Annotated in this window: 18 protein-coding genes and 1 tRNA gene; 6 read left to right on the top strand and 13 right to left on the bottom strand. The window is 71.2% G+C overall.

All coding sequences use genetic code 11. The annotated features are described in order from the left end of the window. The first annotated feature begins 156 nt into the window (after nucleotides 1-156). Nucleotides 157-1398: a glycosyltransferase gene (locus AB0F72_RS10190; RefSeq protein WP_360428296.1), complete on the top strand. Its 1242-nt coding sequence runs from the start codon at nucleotides 157-159 to the stop codon at nucleotides 1396-1398. Here the strand turns inward: AB0F72_RS10190 and AB0F72_RS10185 are convergent. The 7 genes from AB0F72_RS10185 to AB0F72_RS10155 all read right to left on the bottom strand — a co-directional run bounded on the left by AB0F72_RS10185 (nucleotide 1316) and on the right by AB0F72_RS10155 (nucleotide 9814). Beyond that, nucleotides 1316-1888 carry a VanZ family protein gene (locus tag AB0F72_RS10185; RefSeq protein ID WP_360428293.1) on the bottom strand — a complete coding sequence of 191 codons (573 nt, stop codon included), beginning with the start codon at nucleotides 1886-1888 and terminating at the stop codon, nucleotides 1316-1318. The genes AB0F72_RS10190 and AB0F72_RS10185 overlap by 83 nt on opposite strands. 43 nt (nucleotides 1889-1931) lie before the next feature. Then, complete coding sequence (locus AB0F72_RS10180; RefSeq protein WP_231859115.1) at nucleotides 1932-2561, bottom strand: response regulator transcription factor; 630 nt, start codon at nucleotides 2559-2561, stop codon at nucleotides 1932-1934. A 668-nt stretch (nucleotides 2562-3229) separates the two neighbouring features. Further along, a complete protein-coding gene (locus tag AB0F72_RS10175; protein ID WP_360428290.1) occupies nucleotides 3230-5281 on the bottom strand; it encodes a M14 family zinc carboxypeptidase in 2052 nt (683 codons plus the stop codon). A gap of 743 nt (nucleotides 5282-6024) precedes the next feature. Then, nucleotides 6025-6810: an alpha/beta hydrolase gene (locus AB0F72_RS10170; protein ID WP_360428287.1), complete on the bottom strand. Its 786-nt coding sequence runs from the start codon at nucleotides 6808-6810 to the stop codon at nucleotides 6025-6027. Between the two features lie 21 nt (nucleotides 6811-6831). Further along, on the bottom strand, nucleotides 6832-7479 hold the full coding sequence (locus AB0F72_RS10165; RefSeq protein WP_360428284.1) for a phosphotransferase: 648 nt from the start codon (nucleotides 7477-7479) through the stop codon (nucleotides 6832-6834). A 68-nt stretch (nucleotides 7480-7547) separates the two neighbouring features. Further along, entirely contained in the window at nucleotides 7548-9176 is a 1629-nt protein-coding gene (locus tag AB0F72_RS10160) for a DHA2 family efflux MFS transporter permease subunit (protein ID WP_360428281.1), read from the bottom strand. A gap of 53 nt (nucleotides 9177-9229) precedes the next feature. Then, nucleotides 9230-9814: a CPBP family intramembrane glutamic endopeptidase gene (locus AB0F72_RS10155; protein WP_360428278.1), complete on the bottom strand. Its 585-nt coding sequence runs from the start codon at nucleotides 9812-9814 to the stop codon at nucleotides 9230-9232. Between the two features lie 228 nt (nucleotides 9815-10042). Between AB0F72_RS10155 and AB0F72_RS10150 the strand changes: the two genes are divergently transcribed. Beyond that, nucleotides 10043-11902, top strand: a complete 1860-nt coding sequence (locus AB0F72_RS10150; RefSeq protein WP_360428275.1) for an elongation factor G — start codon at nucleotides 10043-10045, stop codon at nucleotides 11900-11902. A gap of 48 nt (nucleotides 11903-11950) precedes the next feature. Here the strand turns inward: AB0F72_RS10150 and AB0F72_RS10145 are convergent, their stop codons facing one another. Then, complete coding sequence (locus AB0F72_RS10145) at nucleotides 11951-12706, bottom strand: class I SAM-dependent methyltransferase (RefSeq protein WP_360428272.1); 756 nt, start codon at nucleotides 12704-12706, stop codon at nucleotides 11951-11953. 153 nt (nucleotides 12707-12859) lie between these two features. Between AB0F72_RS10145 and AB0F72_RS10140 the strand changes: the two genes are divergently transcribed. After that, nucleotides 12860-13420, top strand: coding sequence for an NUDIX domain-containing protein (locus AB0F72_RS10140; protein WP_360428269.1), 561 nt, complete (start codon nucleotides 12860-12862; stop codon nucleotides 13418-13420). Here AB0F72_RS10140 and AB0F72_RS10135 read toward each other — a convergent pair. Continuing rightward, a complete protein-coding gene (locus tag AB0F72_RS10135) occupies nucleotides 13402-13989 on the bottom strand; it encodes a dihydrofolate reductase family protein (protein WP_360428266.1) in 588 nt (195 codons plus the stop codon). The two genes, AB0F72_RS10140 and AB0F72_RS10135, sit on opposite strands and share 19 nt — an antisense overlap. A 154-nt stretch (nucleotides 13990-14143) precedes the next feature. Between AB0F72_RS10135 and AB0F72_RS10130 the strand changes: the two genes are divergently transcribed. After that, nucleotides 14144-14356: a type II toxin-antitoxin system HicB family antitoxin gene (locus AB0F72_RS10130; protein WP_360428263.1), complete on the top strand. Its 213-nt coding sequence runs from the start codon at nucleotides 14144-14146 to the stop codon at nucleotides 14354-14356. A gap of 154 nt (nucleotides 14357-14510) precedes the next feature. Here the strand turns inward: AB0F72_RS10130 and AB0F72_RS10125 are convergent. Both AB0F72_RS10125 and AB0F72_RS10120 read right to left on the bottom strand, forming a co-directional pair. Beyond that, nucleotides 14511-14583, bottom strand: a tRNA-Arg gene (locus AB0F72_RS10125). A gap of 255 nt (nucleotides 14584-14838) precedes the next feature. Continuing rightward, nucleotides 14839-15579 carry an SDR family oxidoreductase gene (locus AB0F72_RS10120; protein WP_360428260.1) on the bottom strand — a complete coding sequence of 247 codons (741 nt, stop codon included), beginning with the start codon at nucleotides 15577-15579 and terminating at the stop codon, nucleotides 14839-14841. Nucleotides 15580-15616: 37 nt separating this feature from the next. On the opposite strand from AB0F72_RS10120, the gene AB0F72_RS10115 reads away from it, so the two are divergent. Next, nucleotides 15617-15976, top strand: a complete 360-nt coding sequence (locus AB0F72_RS10115) for a DUF2784 domain-containing protein (RefSeq protein WP_360428258.1) — start codon at nucleotides 15617-15619, stop codon at nucleotides 15974-15976. Here AB0F72_RS10115 and AB0F72_RS10110 read toward each other — a convergent pair. Continuing rightward, nucleotides 15957-16532, bottom strand: a complete 576-nt coding sequence (locus AB0F72_RS10110) for a TetR/AcrR family transcriptional regulator (RefSeq protein WP_360428255.1) — start codon at nucleotides 16530-16532, stop codon at nucleotides 15957-15959. The genes AB0F72_RS10115 and AB0F72_RS10110 overlap by 20 nt on opposite strands. 57 nt (nucleotides 16533-16589) lie before the next feature. On the opposite strand from AB0F72_RS10110, the gene AB0F72_RS10105 reads away from it, so the two are divergent. Next, on the top strand, nucleotides 16590-17381 hold the full coding sequence (locus AB0F72_RS10105) for a class I SAM-dependent methyltransferase (protein ID WP_360428252.1): 792 nt from the start codon (nucleotides 16590-16592) through the stop codon (nucleotides 17379-17381). On the opposite strand, the gene AB0F72_RS10100 is transcribed toward AB0F72_RS10105, so the two are convergent. Next, nucleotides 17376-18716, bottom strand: coding sequence for a glucose-6-phosphate dehydrogenase (locus AB0F72_RS10100; RefSeq protein ID WP_360428249.1), 1341 nt, complete (start codon nucleotides 18714-18716; stop codon nucleotides 17376-17378). The genes AB0F72_RS10105 and AB0F72_RS10100 overlap by 6 nt on opposite strands. Nucleotides 18717-18851 lie beyond the last annotated feature (135 nt).

Raw genomic sequence — 18851 nt, 5'->3', positions numbered from 1 at the left:
ACGAGGATGTCATGCTGAGAGTGAGAAGCTCTCGCCTTATCCGTGACATCTGCGACTTACGCCGGGCGCACTATTCCGGCAGCGTCTTTCCGGCAACGTGTTCTGGCGCGGATGTCGCAAGCGTTCTGTCGTCAATGCGACCGGGGGACATGAGAGATGAGGGTGCTCCACGTCATCAGCACGCCGGAGCCGGGTGGGGCAGGCCACCAGGTGCGGCTGCTCGTGCGCCGGCTGCCGCACGACCACGAGGTCGTCCTGCTGGAGCCCCCGTCACCCGTACCCGCAGGCATCGGAGATCGCGCCGGCACCCGGCCGGGGGCGGGTCCCGGCGCCCGCGCGCTCCGCGCCGAGGGCGTCCGGGTGCATCAGGTGACCGGCGCATGTGACGCGGACCCCGCCGCGATCGGACGGCTGTGGCGGCTGATCCGGGACGGGCGGTTCGACCTGGTGCACACCCACCTCTACCGGGCGTGCGTGCAGGGGCGGATCGCGGCACGGCTGGCCGGCGTGCGACCGGTCGTCGCCACCGAGCACCACCTGGGCGCCGCGATCCTCGAAGGGCGCCGGGTCTCCCCCGGCATGCGCGCGCTCTACCTGGCCGGGGAACGGTTCGGGCGGATCACCGTCGCGGCGTCGCCGGCGATCGCCGCCCGGCTGCGCGCGTGGGGCGTGCCGGACCGGCGGATCACCATGATCCCCAAGGCGATCGACGCGGCCGAGTTCCGCTTCGACGCGAGGCTGCGCGAGGCGGCACGGACCCGGCTCGGCGTCGCACCCGGCGTCCCGCTGGTCGGCGGCGTCGGGCGGCTCGACCCGGACAAGCGGTTCGACCTGCTGATCCGCGCGATCGCCGAGACGCCGGACGCGTGCCTGCTGCTGGTCGGCGACGGCCCCGCCCGGCCCGCGCTGGAACGCCTCGCGGTAATCGAGGGGGTCGCCGACCGGGTGCTGTTCGCCGGGGCCGTCCCGCACGCCCGCGAGCTGCTCTGCGCCATGGACGTCTTCGTCTCGCCCGGCTCCGGCGGCTTCGGGCTGGCCGCCCTGGAGGCGATCGCGGCCGGGCTGCCCGCGCTGTACGCCACGTGCCCGCCGCTGGAGGAACGGCTCGCCGCCCGCACGCCGGTCCGTGGCACCCACCGGCTCTCCCCGCGTGACCGGGAGTCGCTGCCCCGGGCGCTGCGCGCGGAACTGCTCTGCCTGGCCGAGCGCGGGGGCGTGCGGCTGCCGGCCCGAGCGGTGAGCTCCCCCTACTCCGCGGACCATCTGGCCACCGCGGTCGGCCGGCTTTACGAAACGGTCGCCGGCCGGCCCGCTGTCACACCGCTATCGGCGCCGCGTGGGCGGAGCGGACGAAAGAGCACCTTTCCACTGCCCGGCGGAAACGTGCGGAACGCATGAGCCAGCGGAACAGCAGAAAGCCGAGATAGGCGCCGGTCGTGTTCGATATCAGGTCGTTCACGTCGGCCCATCGGTTGCCGTGCAGGGTGAGCACCAGCACGGCCTGGGTCAGCTCGATCGTGAGGCTCAGCAGGAAACCGGTGAGCACCACCCGGCGCTGATCACGGACCCCGAACACGACGTGCAACACGGCCGCGAGGGGCACTGTCATCACGATGTTCAGCAGGAAGTCCATCGGGCGCATGCTGACCACCGGCTCCAGGATCAGCCGGTTCGCCTCGACCTCGCCGCCGCCCCAGGAGAGACGCATCGGCAGCATCGTCGCGCCGAGGACCGCCACGCTGTACCACCCCGCGGCCCAGCCGGCCAGGAGTCTGCGAATGGTCAGCAGGCCGCGGGCGCCGAGGAAGACGCAGGTGACGACCATCAGGACGACGCCCAGGGGCAGCAGCACAGGCAGGGCGGGGATGTCGAGGTGGTGGTTCCGCATCCGTTCCCACGCTACGCCGGAGGTCTGGGAGCGCCCTGAAAGATCAGCGCAGCCAGCCTTCCTTGCGGGCTATCCGGATGGCGTCGAGCCGGTTGCGCGCGCCGGTCTTCGTGATGATCGCGGACAGGTAGTTCCGCACCGTGCCGCCGGACAGGTAGAGCCGCCCGGCTATCTCCTTCACGGACTCGCCCTCCGCCGCGAGCCCGAGCACCTCCAGCTCCCGCGTGCTGAGCCCCCGGTCGGTGTTGAGCGAGGCGGCCTGCAGCATCGGCGAGACCACCCGCTCGCCGCGGGCCAGGCGGCGCACCGCGTCCGCCAGCATGCTCGGCGAGGAGTCCTTGAGCAGGAAGTTCAGCCCGCCGTTCCACCGCCGGGGCGGGAGCATGCCGCGTTTGCTCGGATCACAGAGCAGCAGCATCGAGCAGGACGGGATCGCGGTGTGCAGCTCGTCGGCGATCGGCAGCACCTGGCTCACCATGTACTGCGTGTCGATCACCACGACGCCGGGCCAGAGCTGCGCGGCGCGCTGCGCCAGGTCGCCCCCGATCGGCAGGGTATCGACATAGTGCATGTCCGGTTCGGTCTCGAGGAACGTCCGCACCGGGACACCGAAGTATCCCTCGTCTCTGACAACGACGACCCGGATCATCACACCACCCTCGTCGAAGGACACGCTGGATGCACTTACCTTTCTATCGCCCCGTGTCCATTCCGGTCTCTCCGGGGCGGCAGAATTTCCATTGATCTCGATTAACGCGAGTCGGGCCAGCTCAGGACAGATCCGTGCCAACGGCGGGTACCGCTGAACACCTACTTAACGTAACGGCCGGAGGCACTCTTCGCACAGAGCCGTAGCCGATCGACTGACTGAGGTTTACCGGATCTACGATTCGGCTGCCGGAAATCGCCGGTACATCGATCAGTTACACCGTAGAAATCAAGGACGAAACCGGTAAATCCGGACTTGTCGGGCGGAAAAGTGATCAGTATTCGTCATGGCGATCACCTGAAAGTGATAATGGCGCGGCGCCGCAACCAGAACGTTATTCGATCAATTCCGGATCAGCGGCGACCGAAAGGGATTACCGTGGCGCCGCGCGGGACGAGACGGCTGGACGGGACGGGACGGCGGGCGGGACGAGACGCCGGGACGGGACGGGACGCTGGGCCGGACGGGACAGGACACTGGGCCGGACGGGACGCTGGGCCGGACGGGACGCCGGGGCCGGCGGCGGCGTGCGCCGGCGGAAGGGGCGTCAGTCAGGGGAGCACCCCGGGACCGGGGTCGCGCGTACCCGATGGGTGGGCGCGCCCAAGGAACTGAGCGCGCCCATCGGTGGGTTATCGCGTGTCGGACTGCTCTCTGGCGATACGCACCAGTTCGATCAGGCCGCCGGCGTATTCCTGTGCCTCCGCGTGGGCCTCGTCGAACGGCGGCTGGAAGCCGACGCCCTCCCACTGCTGGGTGGCCTCGTTCCAGCGGTCGTTGCCGACCTCGAAGTTCCAGGCGGTGATGCCGAGGTCGTAGTAGAGGTGGTCGGCGGAGTTGCCGGCCGCGGAGTAGAGCACGTCGGCGACCGGGCCGGTGTAGGCCGGCCAGGTGACAGTGCCGCGCTCGGCGGCGATGGCGCCGACGATGCGCCGGGCGCTGTCCAGGAAGAACTTGGACTCGTCGATGGACGGCCGGGGCAGGGTGATCCGGCCGGGGACCTTGTAGGCGCCGGGCGACCACATGAAGTAGCCACCGTAACTGTGCACGTTCATCGAGAACTTGATGTTGCGGTTCCGCGATGCGAGCGCGATGACGTTGCGGCTCTCCGCCTCGGACAGTTCCGATGTTCCGGCATACGTTCCGGAGAGGCAGTTGGCGTTGCCGCCGACATAACCGTCGAAGTAGGAGCCGACCGCGTAGTTGCGGTTCACGTCCACGCCCCACGAGTTGCGGTACCGCGGGTCACGCTGCGCGCCCGTGCAGTGGTTGACCAGGTTCTTGCGCTGGAAGTTGAAGTCGTTGAACGAGTAGTTGGCGCCGTCCGGGTTGACCGTCGGGATGATGAAGACGTCGGTCGAGTCGACCAGGCTCCTCGTCGCCGGGTCGGTCGCGTAGTTCGCCAGGAGCCGCTCCGCGAACTCCAGCGTGACCAGCGGCGTGGCCCACTCCCGCGCGTGCTCCTGGGAGTAGGCCAGCACACCCGGCTTCGAGCCGTCGCGGACCTTGCCGATGCGCAGCGCCTGCACGATCTGCGGCTTGCGGGACACCTCGGTCCCGGCCAAGCCGTCGTCGAGCCGCGCCGGACCGGCGACCGGCATGACCAGGCCCGCCGAGCCGTCCTCGACGAACGCGGAGAACCGCTGCGGGTACCGCGCCGCGATGAACGCGGCCACCTGGTCGGTCGTGCTGATCACTTCGCCGCCGGCTCCGGTGGCGAGACGCACGGTCAAGACCCGATCCCGGTACGTGGCGCCGAGCGGGTTGTTCGCCCTCCCCGGATCCACGGTGCGGACCTGGACACCGTTGTAGCCCTGGTCGCCGAACTTCACCGACTCCACGACGATCGCCGCGGTGGCCGGGTCGCCGAGGTAGGCGACGGCCGTCCGCCGGTACCCCTGCGTCCGGTTCGGCAGGTTGATCACGTCGACAAGCGCCGGGTACTGCCGGGACAGCCGCTTGATCCGCGCGGTGACGTCGGTCGGCGTCATGTAGGCGTCGATGAAGTCCTTCTGGTACCCGCCCGGGTTCACCGGCGGGGTGGCGCCGGGCCAGACCCCCGGGGTGACGGCGCGGGACTGCCCGCCGAGGCTGGAGGTGGCGGTCACCTTCACCGGCTTCGCGGGCAGCGGCTGCGGGAGCGCGTAGTGGTACTGGTACTCGTCCGCGTCGGAGAACCGGACCAGCGGGTACGACCCGGTCTGCCCGTCCGCGGTCGTCCACGTCACGGTGATCTCCACGTCCGGGTCGTCGCTCGCGGACGTGGCCACCTGGGTCTGCAGGAACGTGCGCCCGTTGCTGGTCCACCAGTAGGCCTGCAGGAACGACAGGGTGTCGGCGGCCGCGGTCCGGGCGGTGGCCCGGCTTCGCGCGGCGATCCCCTCGCCGTGGATGAGCTGCACCGGATCGGCGCCGCCCGCACGCAACGCGGCGAGTTCGCGGTCGTCCACGACGACGTCGGCGAGCACCGCGCCGGGTGTGGTGCGGGGACGGGCGGCGATGTCGGCGCCCTGGGCGACCAGACGGTCGAACGCGGCCTGATCGGGAAGCTGGAATCGGATGAGGGCCCGTTCACCGGGACTCAGGGTGATGGTCGGTGTCTCCGCGGCCTGTGCGGTCGCGGGTTGGACCGTCAGCATCGTCGCGGTCAACAGAGCGGCGGTCAGTGTGGCCGGCCAGCGCATCGAACCTCCTGCGGCGTCGAAGGATGTCGACCTCCACCGCAATCGATAGATTGCCATCTGTCAATGGGCTGGTCATCGGGCTGACAACGCGACGACCGGGGTTTAGGCTGCCCGGCGATGAATACCTCCGGGTACGGAACCGGGGTCGCGTCGCCGCGTCGCCGCGTCGGCCGGCAGTGGCGGGTCGCGTCGCCGCGTCGGCCGGCAGAGGCGGGTCGCTGACCTTCGAGAACACGGCACCCCGGTGGCGAGCTGGACGTCGGCCGCGATCCGGCTGGTCGAGGCGCGACGAGGTCGCACACAACGCCACCGTGGCCCCGCGCCTACGCCATAGCCAAGACACGGGCACACGAACGGCTTCGGTGTGCTCTCGTCGTCGCCGGCGCGGGCTTCGGTGTGCCCTCGTCGTCGCCGGCGCGGGCTTCGGTGTGCCCTCGTCGTCGCCGGCGCGGGCTACGGTGTGCACTCGTCGTCGCCGGCGCGGGCTACGGTGTGGCCTCGTCGAGTGCCGGCGCGCGGCGTGGCGGCACGTCACCGGCAAGGGCGGTGTCGGACTGGGGGTGCGTCATTCGGCAGCGCCGGGCGTCCGCGACGCTTCCGTCAAGCGCCCGGTTGCCACGGCATCGCCGCAGCCGGCGTGACGATCACGGGCGCAACCGCCGCCCGGCAGGGCTCACCCGGCAGGGCTCACCCGGCAGGGCTCACCCGGCAGGGCTCACCCGGCGGGGCTCACCGAACGGGGCTCACCCGGCGGCCACCCGGTCGAGCCATTCGTTGATCAAGGCGTTGAACAGGGCCGGCTGCTCGATCTGCAGGTTGTGGCCGGCCACGTCGAGCGCCGCGAACGTCGCCCTCGGGTAGTGCGGCAGCAGCGCGAACTGGTCGGCGTAACCGACCGACGCGTCCTGCCGGCCGGTGAGGACGAGCGACGGCCGGGTGAAGGGCGGCCCGGACTCCGGGGACCGGCTCAGCTCCCAGCGGTGGAAGACCCGGGCCATCGCCGCCTCGTCGGCGAGCTCGAGGCCGGCCCAGATCTCGTCGCGGAAGCGGCGCAGCGTCTCCGGTGTCTGCACCACCGCCATCTCCTCGAACTCGGCCGCCAGCTGCGGGTCGTCGCCGAGGTCGAGGGCGGGATCGCGGCGCAGCACCCGGTGGGCGGGACGGGTGCGCCGGTCGCGCGGCAGCACCGCGGCCGGGCAGATCAGCGCGAGGCCGAGGATCTGCTCCGGGCGGTCGTGGGCCAGGGCACGGGAGAGGTAGCCACCATAGGACTCGCCGAGCAGCAGGAACGGCTCGGCGCCGAGGACCGCGTCGATGAACCGGTGCACCGCGGCCAGGATGTCGTCGCTGCTCGCGATCTCCGGCGGCGCGGCCGTGCGGCCCATGCCGGGCAGGTCGGGATAGAGCCGGCGGAAACCGGGGCGGGCCTCGAAGATCGGCTCCAGGCACCCGAGCATCAGGCGGTGGTCCGGCGTCCAGCCGTGCAGCGCGAGCACCGGCGTCCCGGTGCCCTTCTCGACGAAATACATGCCCGGGATGCTGCCATCCACCTACGACAAAAACCGGATGAGCGCCGCGACCTCGGGCAACCGGGCGGTGTCCCCGGGTGTCAGGGCCGGATCGGAGGAGCGGACGGCCAGAGCCGCGTCGAGTCCGGCGCGCACGTCGTCGCCGGCCACCCGTCCGAACTCGGCCAGGAAACGGCGGGCCACCTCGGCCACCGGATGGTCGGGATCGGCCGCGACCTGGGCGACGATGACCGCGGTGAGCGCTACGTCGACCTCCGGTGGTCCTTCCGCCGCGTTGTTCCAGTCGATCACCACGGGCCCGCGGGAGGTCATCAGCACGTTCTCCGGGTGCAGGTCGCGGTGCAGGATCCGATCGCCTGCGCGCCGGCCGGACCGGGCCGGTAGGTCGTGCAGCCGGCGGTGCAGATCGGCCAGGCAGACCGCGCCCTCGGCCACGCTGATCCGCCCGTCGAGGAACGCGCCGGACAGGGTGGGGCCGTCCAGCCGTTCCAGGACGAGGTCGGCGCCGTCGGCTTCGTACACCCGGGGGGTGGGGAAATCGAGGCGCGACAGGTACGCCATGATCTCCGCCTCACCGGTGGCGTCCGTCCCGTCGCGATAGCGGCGCAGGACGCGCCGCTCGTCGAGGGCGTAGACATCGGCCTGGCGTCCGGCTCCGATGAGTTCCAAGGTTGCCCCCGCGAACGGAGGAGGACCCGGAACGAGCCCCGGGTCCTCGTCGTGACGAACGGACGTGGTCAGTGCAGGATGACCGGCGTCGCGGCGCCCTGCTCGGCCGCCAGGTTCGACGTCTCCTTCTTGCGGGGCAGGAAGAACGCCGGGATCAGCGTGAGCAGCGTCAGCACGAAGCCCACCATGAACGTGGTCGCGAACGAATCCGCGGCGAACTGCAGGCCGCGTTCGAGCAGCGTCGGGTCCGGGAACTGCTGGGCCACCGCCGGGTCCTGCTGAGCGGCGATCGCCAGGCCGCTCTCGCTCACCGGCTCGCCGCTGACCGGGTTGGTGACGCCGGGGACGACCGGCGACTGGTTGAGCTGGTTGGTCAGGATCACCGAGAAGATCGCCGAGCCGATCGAGCCGGCGATCTGCTGGAGGATGTTCAGCAGCGTGGAGCCGCGGGCCACCTCGTGGTTGGTGAGCGTGCGCAGCGCCGACGTCATGATCGGCATCATCGTGCCGCCCATGCCGAGGCCCATCACGAACAGCGAGCCGCAGAGCAGAAGGTACGACGTGTCCGTCCCCACCTGGGTGAACGCGAAGAAGCCGGCCGCGATCAGCAGCAGGGCGAACGGCACGGTCCGCCCGATCGGCACCTTGTCGGCGAGGATGCCGGCGATCGGCATGGTGACCATCGCGCCGATCCCCTGCGGCGCCATCAGCAGGCCGGCGTCGAGTGTCGACTCGCCGCGGATCTGCAGGAAGTAGCTCGGGAACAGCAGGCCGGCACCCATGAACGCGACGGTGAACACGGCGAGGGTGATCGTGGCGACGGTCAGGTTGCGGTTGCGCAGCAGGCGCAGGTCGAGCAGCGGGTGCCGCGGCTTGAACGAGTAGAGGACGAAACCGATCACCAGCAGACCGCCGACCAGCATCGGCAGCCACACCTTGGTGGCGGTGATCGTGCCTTCCTCCGGCAGGGAGGAGACGCCGTACAGGAAGAGCGCGAGGCCGGGCGAGAGCATCAGCATGCCGATGAAGTCGAACGACTCGGAGGGCTCGGCGTTGTCCTTCGGCAGCACGACCTGCGCGTAGATCAGCGCGACGGCGCCGATCGGCAGGTTGATCAGGAAGATCCACTGCCAGCTGGCGACGTCGATCAGCCAGCCGCCGAGGATGGGCCCGCCGATCGGGCCGAGCAGCATCGGGATGCCGAGCACGGCCATCAGCCGGCCGATCCGCTCCGGTCCGGCGGCCCGCGTCATGATCGTCATACCGAGCGGCATCAGCATGCCGCCGCCGAGACCCTGCAGCACGCGGAAGGCGACGAGCTGGCTGATGCTGTCGGCGGTGGCGCAGAGACCGGAGCCGAGCGTGAAGAGCAGCAGCGCGGCCATGTAGAGGCGCTTGGTGCCGAATCGGTCGGCCGCCCAGCCGGAGAGCGGGATCACCGTGGCCAGGGCCAGGGTGTAGCCGGTCATGGTCCAGGCGACCTCGGCATAGGACGCGCCGAACTCGGTCTGGAACGTCGGCAGCGCGACGCTGACCACTGTGACGTCGAGGATCGACATGATGGCGCCGAGGACCACGACGCCGGCGATCTTGAGGACGGCGCCGTCGAGCTTGGCCGGCGCTGCCGCGGGTTGATTACTCACGTAAACTCCTGTGAACAGGGAATTTGCGGCTTGCGATGCGGGCGCAGCGCGCACCCTGGATGTCCGCCCCGCAGCCTAGCGACGGATATCCAGCTCCACCTCACCTTTTAACTGTCAGAAGAAGACCGGCGCGCGGCTGTCGACGCGAGCACGCCCAGGCCGTTCGCTGCCCAGTGCAGCGCGAACGGCGCCAGAACACCGCCGGAGACGTCGCGGAGCAGGCCGAGCACCACACCCGCGAACGTGGTGAATGCCACCGTTCCCAGCTGGGCGCGGGTATCCGGATCGGGTGACACGTGCCAGAGGCCGAAGAGCACCGCGGTGACGGCGGTGGCCCAGACCCGGCCGTGCTCGGCGTCGATCAGCGTCCAGAGCACCCCGCGGAAGGCGACCTCCTCGAAGGTGACGGTGGCGAGCGGGATCTCCACCAGCGCGGTGCGCCAGGGAGTCCGGAAACGCCGGGCGGCGAGCGCCCGGCGGGCCGGCGGGATCAGCAGGGCCAGGGCGTATCCCACGGTGATCACGAGGACGGCGCTCAGCGCGTACCCGAAACCGGTGTGGAAAGCCGGCCGCAGGCCGGTGAGAAGGACCAGCGATGCCGCGGCGAGCGGGCCGGTGATCGGCTGAGCCCACGACGGGCCGATCCAGTTCCAGACGCGGACCGCGACCATCACCGTTAAAACGATCGACACCTCCGCCACCGGCCTCGTAGCCTCTCCCCATCATCGCGACCAGGGAGAGGAGACCGCCGTGCGTTACCGCACCGCCGTCGTCGTCCCGGTGTCGCTCTTCGAGCTGATCCTCGTGTCTGGTGTGCCCGGCTTCGGCTGCGCCACCGAGGCCGGACGTGCCTGACCGCATTCCCACAGCGGTCCGGCGGGCGCTGCCCACCATCGGATCAGCTTCGAAAGACAAGAACAATGCGTGTACGCAATCTCGGCATCCTGGCCCACGTCGACGCCGGCAAGACCACCCTCACCGAACGGATCCTGTTCACCACCGGCGTCACCCATAAGACCGGCGAGGTGCACCACGGCACCACCGTGACCGACTTTGATCCGCAGGAGCGGGACCGTGGCATCACCATCTTCGCGGCGGCCGTCAGCTGCGACTGGAACGACCACCGGCTCAACCTGATCGACACGCCCGGCCACGTCGACTTCTCCGACGAGGTCGAGCGGTCGCTGCGCGTGCTCGACGGCGCTGTCGCGGTCTTCGACGGCGTGGCGGGGGTGGAGCCGCAGAGCGAGGCGGTCTGGCGCAAGGCGGACCGGTACGCGGTGCCGCGGATCGCGTTCGTGAACAAACTGGACCGTCCCGGCGCCGACCTGGAGGCGGCGGTGGCCTCGATCCGGGAGCGGCTCGGCGTGGTGCCGCTCGTGGTGCAGTTGCCGGTCGGCCGGGAGGGTGACCTCAGCGGCGTGATCGACCTGGTGAACGACCCTCCCGCGGAGGCCGCAGCGGCGCGGAAGACCTTGGAAGAGGCCGTGGCCGAGCTCCACGAGGGCGCTTTAAACGAAATTTCGGAAATGTCCGATAGCACCCTGCGCGCGGCGATCCAAGATCTCACGCGCAGCCGCCAAGCAGTACCCGTCCTCTGCGGTTCCGCGTATCGCACCATCGGCATCGAAGCTCTATTGAACGCCATCGTCGACTACCTGCCCCCGCCGGACGGCGACCCCGGCAAGCCCCTCGCCGCGCTCGCCTTCAAACGCGCCGGCCGCCTCACCTACCTGCGCGTCTACGACGGCACGATCACGAAGGGAGACGTCGTGTGGGACGCCGGCGCGCACCGCACCGAACGGATCGCCCGGATCCTGCGCGTCCAGGCCGACCGGCACACCGACGTGGACCGGGCGGTGGCCGGCGACATCGTCGCGGTCGCCGGGGTGAAGGCCGCGAAGGCCGGCACCACACTCTGCGACCGGGCGCATCCGGTGCTGCTCGAAGCGCCACGGGTCGCCGAGCCGCTGGTCTCGGTCGCGGTCGAGGCCCGTACCCGGCAGGACGCGCAGCGCCTGCCGCCCGCCCTGGCCGCCCTGACCGAGGAGGATCCGTCGCTGAGCGTGCGCACCGACGCCGAGACCGGCCAGTTGCTGCTGTCCGGGCTGGGTGAGCTGCACCTGGAGGTGGCCGTGGAGAAGCTGCGGCAGACGACCGGCCTCCTGGTGACGACCGGCCGTCCGCAGGTCGCCTACCGGGAACGGGTCGCCGCCGGCGTCACCGGTGTGACGTACCGGCACGTCAAGCAGGACGGCGGCGCCGGCCAGTTCGCTGTCGTCACGCTCGACGTGGCGCCCGCCGAGGGCACCGGCTTCACGTTCGCGTCCACGGTGACCGGTGGGCGCGTGCCCGCCGAATACGTGCGGGCCGTCGAGGCCGGCTGCCGGGAGGCCCTCGCCGGCGGGCCGCTCGGCGGGCACCCGGTGGTCGGGCTGGCGGTCACGCTGACCGACGGCCAGACCCACCCGAAGGACTCGTCGGAGATGGCGTTCCGGGCGGCGGGCCGGTTCGGCCTGCGGGCCGCGCTGCGCGCCGCCACGCTGCAGGTGCTCGAGCCGGTCGCGGAGGTCACCGTGAGCGCGCCGCCCGACGCGCTCGGCGCGGTGCTCGGCGACCTTGCCGCGCGCCGCGGCCAGGTCACTGATTCGGGGGTACGGGGTGTGACGGCGCTCGTGCCGCTCGCGGAGCTGTTCGGCTACGCGAGCCGGCTCCGCAGCCGCACCCACGGCCGCGGGACGTTCACCAGCCGACCGGCCGGTTACCGCCCCGCGGCGTAGGTGACGGTCAGCGGTCCAGGGACGGCCGGCACGGCACGGACCGGTAGGTCATCGGGCAGGCCGGGCCTCGATCAGGGTACGGGTGGAGTGGGCGACGAACGCGCCCTCGGCGCGGATGTGCTCGTCCATCCGCGCCAGCTCCGCCTGATAGCGGTCGACGGTGAAATCCGGGATCCACCAGACGCATCGGCGCAGCAGCCACACCACCGCCCCGATGTCGAAGAACGCCATCCTCAGCCGTACCGTGCGCAGGTCGTGCACCCGCAGACCCGCCGCTCGCGCCGCCGCGGCCTCCCGTTCCGGATCGCGCGCCAGGCGCTGCCGCGGCAGCGGCTCGGTGAAGAACTCGATCAGCTCGAACGCCGACGCCGGCCCGATGTGCTGCGCGAGGTAACTCCCGCCCGGCGTCAGCACCCGGGCGATCTCAGGCCACGCCGGATCCACCGGGTGCCGGCTCGTGACCAGGTCGAACTCGCCGTCCGCGAACGGCAGCGGCGATCCCTGCGGCACCTCCACGACCGTGACGCCGCGCGGTCCGAGCAGCTCACGGGCCCGCGCGGCGTTCGGCGGCCAACCCTCGGTCACCACCATGCGCGGCGCGAGACGTGGCATCCCGGCGAGCACCTCACCGCCACCGGTGTCCAGGTCGAGCGCGGATCCGGCGGCGGGCAGGCGGGTGGCCAGCAGCGTCGCGTACCCCCAGGGTGGCCGCTCCTCGGTGGCGCGTCCCGCCAGCCAGCCGAAATCCCAGCCGGACACGTCCGCCGCGACCGCCTCGTCGATCAGTTCGCGGAACGCGCGCACGGCAGATCCTTCTGGTAGAAGCGGCCAGGCGTTTCGCCGGCGGGCTGGTCGTCGGGTCATGCAGCGGGAGCATCCGTACGCTCACGGGGGTCATTCTGCGGCAATCCGGCGTCCTGGCTCTCCCCATTATCGCCGGCATGGCAGGATGCCCGGATGCGACCCTCAGTGATGACCGTCCATCGCATGGTGACGGCCCTCGAACCGGGCGACAACCTGGAGGCCGAGCACCGGGCGCACACGCTGGGCTGGCTCCGGGGCACCGACGACGTGTTCCGCCGGGTCAAGCCGGCCGAGCCCGCGCAGCACCTGGTCTCCTACGTCGTGCCGGTCGACCCGGCCGGCGGCGGCGTCCTGCTGGCCGACCATGTGAACGCCGGGCTGTGGCTGCCGCCCGGCGGGCACGTCGAGGTGGACGAGGATCCGCGCGAGACGGCATCGCGGGAGGTGCGGGAGGAGCTCGGCGTGACCGGCACACCCGAGCCGGACCCGCTGTTCCTGACGGTCACCCGCACCGTGGGAATCGACGCCGGGCACACGGATGTGAGCCTCTGGTTCGTACTCTCGCTGGGCCGGAACGAAAGCCTGACCCCCGACCGGGGTGAGTTCCGCGCGGTGCGCTGGTGGTCGCCGGACGAGCTGCGCTCGGCCGACCCGGCACGGTTCGATCCGCACCTGGGGCGGTTCCTGGCGAAGCTCTATCGGAGCACGCGGTAGGTCAGATGGGTGACGCCGCGCCCCTCGATCACCTCGGGGCCGGTGAGCCGGATCGGGGCCACGGTGAGACCGCCGAAAAGCCTGGTGCCCTCGCCGAGCAGCACCGGGACCAGCGAGACGGTGATCTCGTCGAGGAGGCCGGCGTCCAGGTACTGCCGGGTGATCGTGGGTGTGGAGACCGCCACCGTCTTGTCGCCGGCCTCGGCCTGCGCGGCGTCGAGCGCGGCCATCGCGTCCGGGTAGAAGGTGACCGGCACGTCGTCGCGCGGCCAGCCGGTCGGCAGCGAGTGACTGACCACGAAGATCGAGCAGCCGGCCGGGTGCCGCCCGTTCCAGCCGTTCGTCAGGTCGAAGAGCCGGCGGCCGCAGACCAGCGCGCCGACACCGGCCAAGGCGGCGCGCAGGAACGCGGCGCTGGCCTCGGTCACGTGGAACGTCCACCGCGGATCGGCGCTGGGAATCTCGACGTCGCCGTTCTGATACCAGCCGAAGAGCTCGGCGACCCCGTCATGCTCGTCGGCCACGAAGCCGTCGAGCGACATGGAGAGCGCGGAAACGACCTTGCCCATCGGCAGGCCTCCTTCGACGTCTGTCTTCGCAGACTCGCCCGCGGGGCCGCCACCTGGCAAGGCTCCGCAGAGTGACAACCACATTCATTCGCGCGGCCGCCACCGGCCGTCGTCGCGTAGGATGAGCGCACCGCGTTGTACGGGAGAACCCGAGATGAATCGAACGCTGACCGCAGCGGTTCACCAAGAAGAAGACTGGTATGTCGCCCGCTGCCTGGAACTCGATGTGGCAAGCCAAGGGCATTCCCTCGAAGAAGCGCTGACGAACCTCCGGGAGGCAGTCGAGCTGTACCTCGAGCAGACCTCACAACCGGAGATCGAAGCCACGCCATTCGTCACGTCGTTCCAAGTAGCCTCGGCTGCATGAGCCCCGCGCTCGCGGACCTTCCTCTGCGTAAGGTCGTCAACGCGCTCGAGAAGGCCGGCTTCGCTCACGTTCGCACGAAAGGCAGCCAACGCACACCGTCCAGGACCTCGACCTGGTGCCTCTGCCTGTTGGGCCACGAGGGCGATACAACGCGTGTCCCCGGGGAGATTCGAACTCCCGGCCGCCGGATTCGTAGACCGGTGCTCTGTCCGCTGAGCTACGGAGACGAGGCCCACCCGGCCGGATCGGCCGGGTGGGCGGGCGCGGCGCGAGAGAGAGGCACGCGGCGCCCGGTGTGCGAAGAACGGGAGAGAAGAACGGGAGAGAAGTCGCCAGAGGGCGGCGTCGATCGGCCAGCGGGAAACGCTAGGCGCGCCACCGGGCACGGAGCACGGCTCGTCGGATCATGATCGTCGTGCTCCTTTCGAAGATCCGTTGTGCTGGTAGGAAGAACGATAGGCGTCCCCGCCGGCACCGGCAATCTATTTGAACGGCGGGCGGGTGGCGTCGGCGATGGCCTTGTGCGAGACGTGCGCGGTGAGGCCGCCGTCGACCACGATCTCGGCGCCGTTGACGTACCCGGACTCGTCCGACACCAGGTAGACGATGAGCGGCGCCACGTCGGCCGGGACGCCGACCCGGCCGAGCGGGATCTCCGGGAGCGCGGCGTCGAAGAACTCCTGCGGCGCGGTGTCCATCAGCGGGGTGTCGATCAGGCCGGGCATCACCGCGTTGACCCGGATGCCGCGGATGCCGAGCTCCAGGGAGGCGCTGCGGGTCAGCCCGCGCAGCGCCCACTTGCTGGCCGTGTACGGTGCTGCCGCGTGCCCGGAGACCGCGGCCACCGAGCAGATGTTGACGATGGACGAGCCGGCTGGCATCAGCGGGACGAGGGTCTTCATGCTGTACATCGGCCCGGTCACGTTGATCGCCATGACCCGTTCCCAGGCCGCCGGGTCGATGTCCGGCAGCCGGTCGCGCCCGGTCACCCCGGCGTTGTTCACGATCGCGTCGACCCGGCCGAACCGATCGCGGAGCTCGGCGGCGAGGGCGGTCCAGTCCTCGAGGCGGGACACGTCGAGCGGGCGGATCCCGGTCTCCGGCAGGATGTCGGTGGCGATCACGATGGCGCCCTCGGCGCGCAGCGCGTCCACCTCGGCCGCGCCCTGACCGCGCGCCGCGCCGGTGACCACCACGATCTTGTCCGCGCACCGTCCACCCATAGCCACGATTCTGCCCACAGGCGTCAGACTGGGTCGCATGGGATGGCGCATCCTGGCCGACGCGACGATGGTGCTGCACTTCACCTTCGTCGCGTTCGTGGTGGCCGGCGGCTTCCTCGCCTGGCGGTGGCCGCGGGCGATCGTGCCGCATCTGCTGGCGGCCGGGTGGGGCCTGTGCATCGCGGTGTTCCGGTTCAACTGCCCGCTGACCTGGGTGGAGGACCGGGCCCGGGAGCGGGCCGGCAGCGCGGGGCTGGACGGCGGCTTCATCGACACGTACCTGACCGGGGTGATCTATCCGGAGCGGTACCTGGTGCTGATCCAGCTCCTGGCCGCGACGGCGGTGGCCGTCTCCTGGGCCGGGCTGGCGTATCGCGTCAGCGCAAGACCTTCGTGACCATGTCCCGGACCGCCTCGGCCGAGGGCCGGACGCCGGTACGGTCCGCGAACAGCAGATGCCCGGTTCCGATCAGCATGGCCCCGAGCGTGTCCGCGTCCGCGTCCGCCCGGATCCGGCCCCGCGCCCGCTCGTCCTCGAGATAGCTCGCGATCATCCGGGCGCCCTCGGTCAGCACCGGCACCCCGGCCGGCCACGTCGCCCGCAGCCGGGCGCGCAGCTCGTCGCGGAACGTCACCAGCGCCACGATCGCGACGGCCACCGACTCGAAGAGGTCGGTCAGCGCGTCGGCCACGTTCGCCACGACGGTCCCGGTGCCGGCGGCCTCGGCGAGCCGGGCCGCCTGTGCGTCCATCCGATGCGCCCGGTCCAGCACGTAGTCGGCGAGGAACGCGTCGAAGTCGGCGAAGTGCCGGTGCAGCACACCCTTGGCGCAACCGGCCTCGGTGGTGACCGCGCGGCTGGTCAGCGCCTCCGGGCCGGCTGTGAGCAGGATCCGGTCGGCAGCGTCGAAGAGCTGCTCCCGCACGTCACGCAGAGCCACGCCGGTCGGCATCCTGACACCCTTCCCCACCGAGTGGGCACCCGCCCACTCCGGCCCTATAGTGGGCACATGCCCACTCCTGATGCGCACCGCCGGATCGCGGAGTCGTTCGGCCTGGACGCCGAGCGCTACGACCGGACCCGGCCACGCTATCCCGCCGCGATGGTGGAGCGGATCGCCACCGCGCTGCCCGGCACCGACGTGCTGGACGTCGGCATCGGCACCGGCATCGCGGCCGAGCAGTTCCGCGCGGCGGGCTGCCGGGTCCTCGGCGTCGAACCCGACGACCGGATGGCGGCGCTCGCCCGGCGGCGCGGCCTCCCGGTCGAGGTGTCGGCGTTCGAGACCTGGGACCCGGCCGGCCGCAGCTTCGACGGGGTGATCGCCGGGCAGAGCTGGCACTGGGTCGATCCGGTGGCGGGCGCCCGGCAGGCGGCACGGGTGCTGCGGCCGGGCGGCGGGATCGCGCTGTTCTGGAACGCGTTCACGCCGAGCGCGGAGCTGGCCGCGACGTTCGCCGAGGTGTATCGCCGGGTGGCGCCGAGCCTGCCGTTCACGGCCTGGGCCAGGCCGTCCACCGACGGGAACGCCGCATTCCACGACCGGGCCGCGGAGAGCCTGCGGCACACCGGAGCGTTCGGCGAGCCGGAACTCTGGACGCACGCCTGGGACCACACCTATCGCCGCGACGACTGGCTGGACCAGGTGCCCACGTCGGGCGGGCACCAGCTGCTCCCGCCCGCCGAGCTGGACGCCCTCCTCGGCGGCCTGGCCGCGGTGATCGGCGAGACGGTCACGATCGGGTACACCACCGTGCTGACGACGGCGACCCGGCTCGGCTGGGCAGCCCGCGAGCTATGACGTGAGCAGCGAGTCCTCCGGGCCGGTGCTGCCGGCCGGGTAGTCGAGCAGCGGGACCGTGCCGGCCCGCCACGCGGCCGTCACCGGCTCGACGATCCGCCAGCACTGCTCGGCCACGTCAGCCCGGATCGACAGCATCGGGTCGTCCTCGAAGACGCCGCGCAGCACCTCGCCGTACGGCGGCAGCTCCCCCGCGCCGAACTCGGCCGACAATGTCACCGGGTCCAGTTCGAACGGGTCACCCGGACCGTTGATGTTGAAGTCGAGCGCGATCCGGTCCGGCCCGAACGTGATCCGCAGCCGGTCCGGCTCGTCGCAGCCCGTCAGGCCGTCCGGCACGCGCGGCGGGCGCCTGAATGTGACCACGGCTTCCTTGCGGCTGTTCCCGATCGCCTTGCCGGAACGCAGCCGGAACGGCACACCGGCCCAGCGCCACGTGTCGACCGCGAGCACGAGTTCGGCGAGTGTCTCGGTCGCGCGGGACGGATCCACGCCGGGCTCCTGCGCGTACCCGGGAAGGCGCCGTCCGGAGAGATCGCCGGCGGTGTACCGCGCCCGGCGGCTGCAGGCCGCCGGGTCCTCGCTCCAGAGGCGGGTGGCGCGCAGCGCGTCGGCCTTGCGGTCCCGGAACTCGCCGGCGTCGAGACTGATCGGCGGCTCCATCGTGAGGATGCCGAGGATCTGCAGCAGATGGCTCTGGATCATGTCGGCGAGCGCGCCGGCGTGGTCGTAGTAGCCGGCCCGGTTCTCCAGCCCGAGGTTCTCGTCGAAGACGATGTCGACCGACTCGACGTGGGTGCTGTTCAGCAGCGGCTCGAAGATCCGGTTGGCGAAGCGCAGGCCGAGGATGTTGAGCACCGTGGACTTGCCGAGGAAGTGGTCGACGCGGTGGATGCGCTCCTCCGGCACCAGGCGGGTGAGCAGGCTGTTCAGCTCGGCCGCCGACTCTGCGGAGGTGCCGAACGGCTTCTCCAGCACGAGCCGGGTCCCCTCGGGGAGGTCGACGTCGAGCAGGGCCGCGCAGGCGCGGGCGGTCACGGCGGGCGGCAGGGCGAAGAAGATCGCCGGCGGTCCGGCGGCGGCGTCCAGGACGGTACGCAGGTCGTCCGCCCGTGTGACGTCGGCGCGGATCCACCGGGTCGGCGGCGTCTGGCCGGCCGCGTCGTGCACCCGTTGCCGCCATCGCGCGTCGTCCCAGTCCTCCTCGAGCGCGGCGCCGATCAGCGTCAGCCCCGGCACGTGTCCGGCCTTGATCAGGGCGCCGGCACCGGGCAGCAGCAGACGCGCGGTCAGGTCGCCGCTCGCGCCGAGAATGATCAACGTCTGGTCCGTCATGGACTCCCGATACCCGCCGGGCCGGGCCGGTACTCGACTTCCGGACGACCCGGTCCGCCGTATCGCGGGCTGCGGGTGACCCTGGCCGTTTCCGCGAGATGCTCCAGGTACCGGCGGGCGGTGACCCGCGACGTG

This window comes from Actinoplanes sp. NPDC023936 (genome assembly GCF_040639325.1).
GTDB lineage: Bacteria > Actinomycetota > Actinomycetes > Mycobacteriales > Micromonosporaceae > Actinoplanes.
This window is presented reverse-complemented; position numbering and strand designations above follow the sequence as displayed.

Excerpts from the sequence above, each read along its gene's own strand:
- AB0F72_RS10135 (WP_360428266.1), bottom strand. The coding sequence starts at position 13,989 with ATGGGCAAGGTCGTTTCCGCGCTCTCCATGTCGCTCGACGGCTTCGTG.
- AB0F72_RS10150 (WP_360428275.1), top strand. The coding sequence starts at position 10,043 with ATGCGTGTACGCAATCTCGGCATCCTGGCCCACGTCGACGCCGGCAAG.
- AB0F72_RS10105 (WP_360428252.1), top strand. The coding sequence starts at position 16,590 with ATGCCCACTCCTGATGCGCACCGCCGGATCGCGGAGTCGTTCGGCCTG.
- AB0F72_RS10130 (WP_360428263.1), top strand. The coding sequence starts at position 14,144 with ATGAATCGAACGCTGACCGCAGCGGTTCACCAAGAAGAAGACTGGTAT.
- AB0F72_RS10120 (WP_360428260.1), bottom strand. The coding sequence starts at position 15,579 with ATGGGTGGACGGTGCGCGGACAAGATCGTGGTGGTCACCGGCGCGGCG.
- AB0F72_RS10115 (WP_360428258.1), top strand. The coding sequence starts at position 15,617 with ATGGGATGGCGCATCCTGGCCGACGCGACGATGGTGCTGCACTTCACC.
- AB0F72_RS10185 (WP_360428293.1), bottom strand. The coding sequence starts at position 1,888 with ATGCGGAACCACCACCTCGACATCCCCGCCCTGCCTGTGCTGCTGCCC.
- AB0F72_RS10110 (WP_360428255.1), bottom strand. The coding sequence starts at position 16,532 with ATGCCGACCGGCGTGGCTCTGCGTGACGTGCGGGAGCAGCTCTTCGAC.
- AB0F72_RS10170 (WP_360428287.1), bottom strand. The coding sequence starts at position 6,810 with ATGTATTTCGTCGAGAAGGGCACCGGGACGCCGGTGCTCGCGCTGCAC.
- AB0F72_RS10175 (WP_360428290.1), bottom strand. The coding sequence starts at position 5,281 with ATGCGCTGGCCGGCCACACTGACCGCCGCTCTGTTGACCGCGACGATG.
- AB0F72_RS10140 (WP_360428269.1), top strand. The coding sequence starts at position 12,860 with ATGCGACCCTCAGTGATGACCGTCCATCGCATGGTGACGGCCCTCGAA.
- AB0F72_RS10100 (WP_360428249.1), bottom strand. The coding sequence starts at position 18,716 with ATGACGGACCAGACGTTGATCATTCTCGGCGCGAGCGGCGACCTGACC.
- AB0F72_RS10190 (WP_360428296.1), top strand. The coding sequence starts at position 157 with ATGAGGGTGCTCCACGTCATCAGCACGCCGGAGCCGGGTGGGGCAGGC.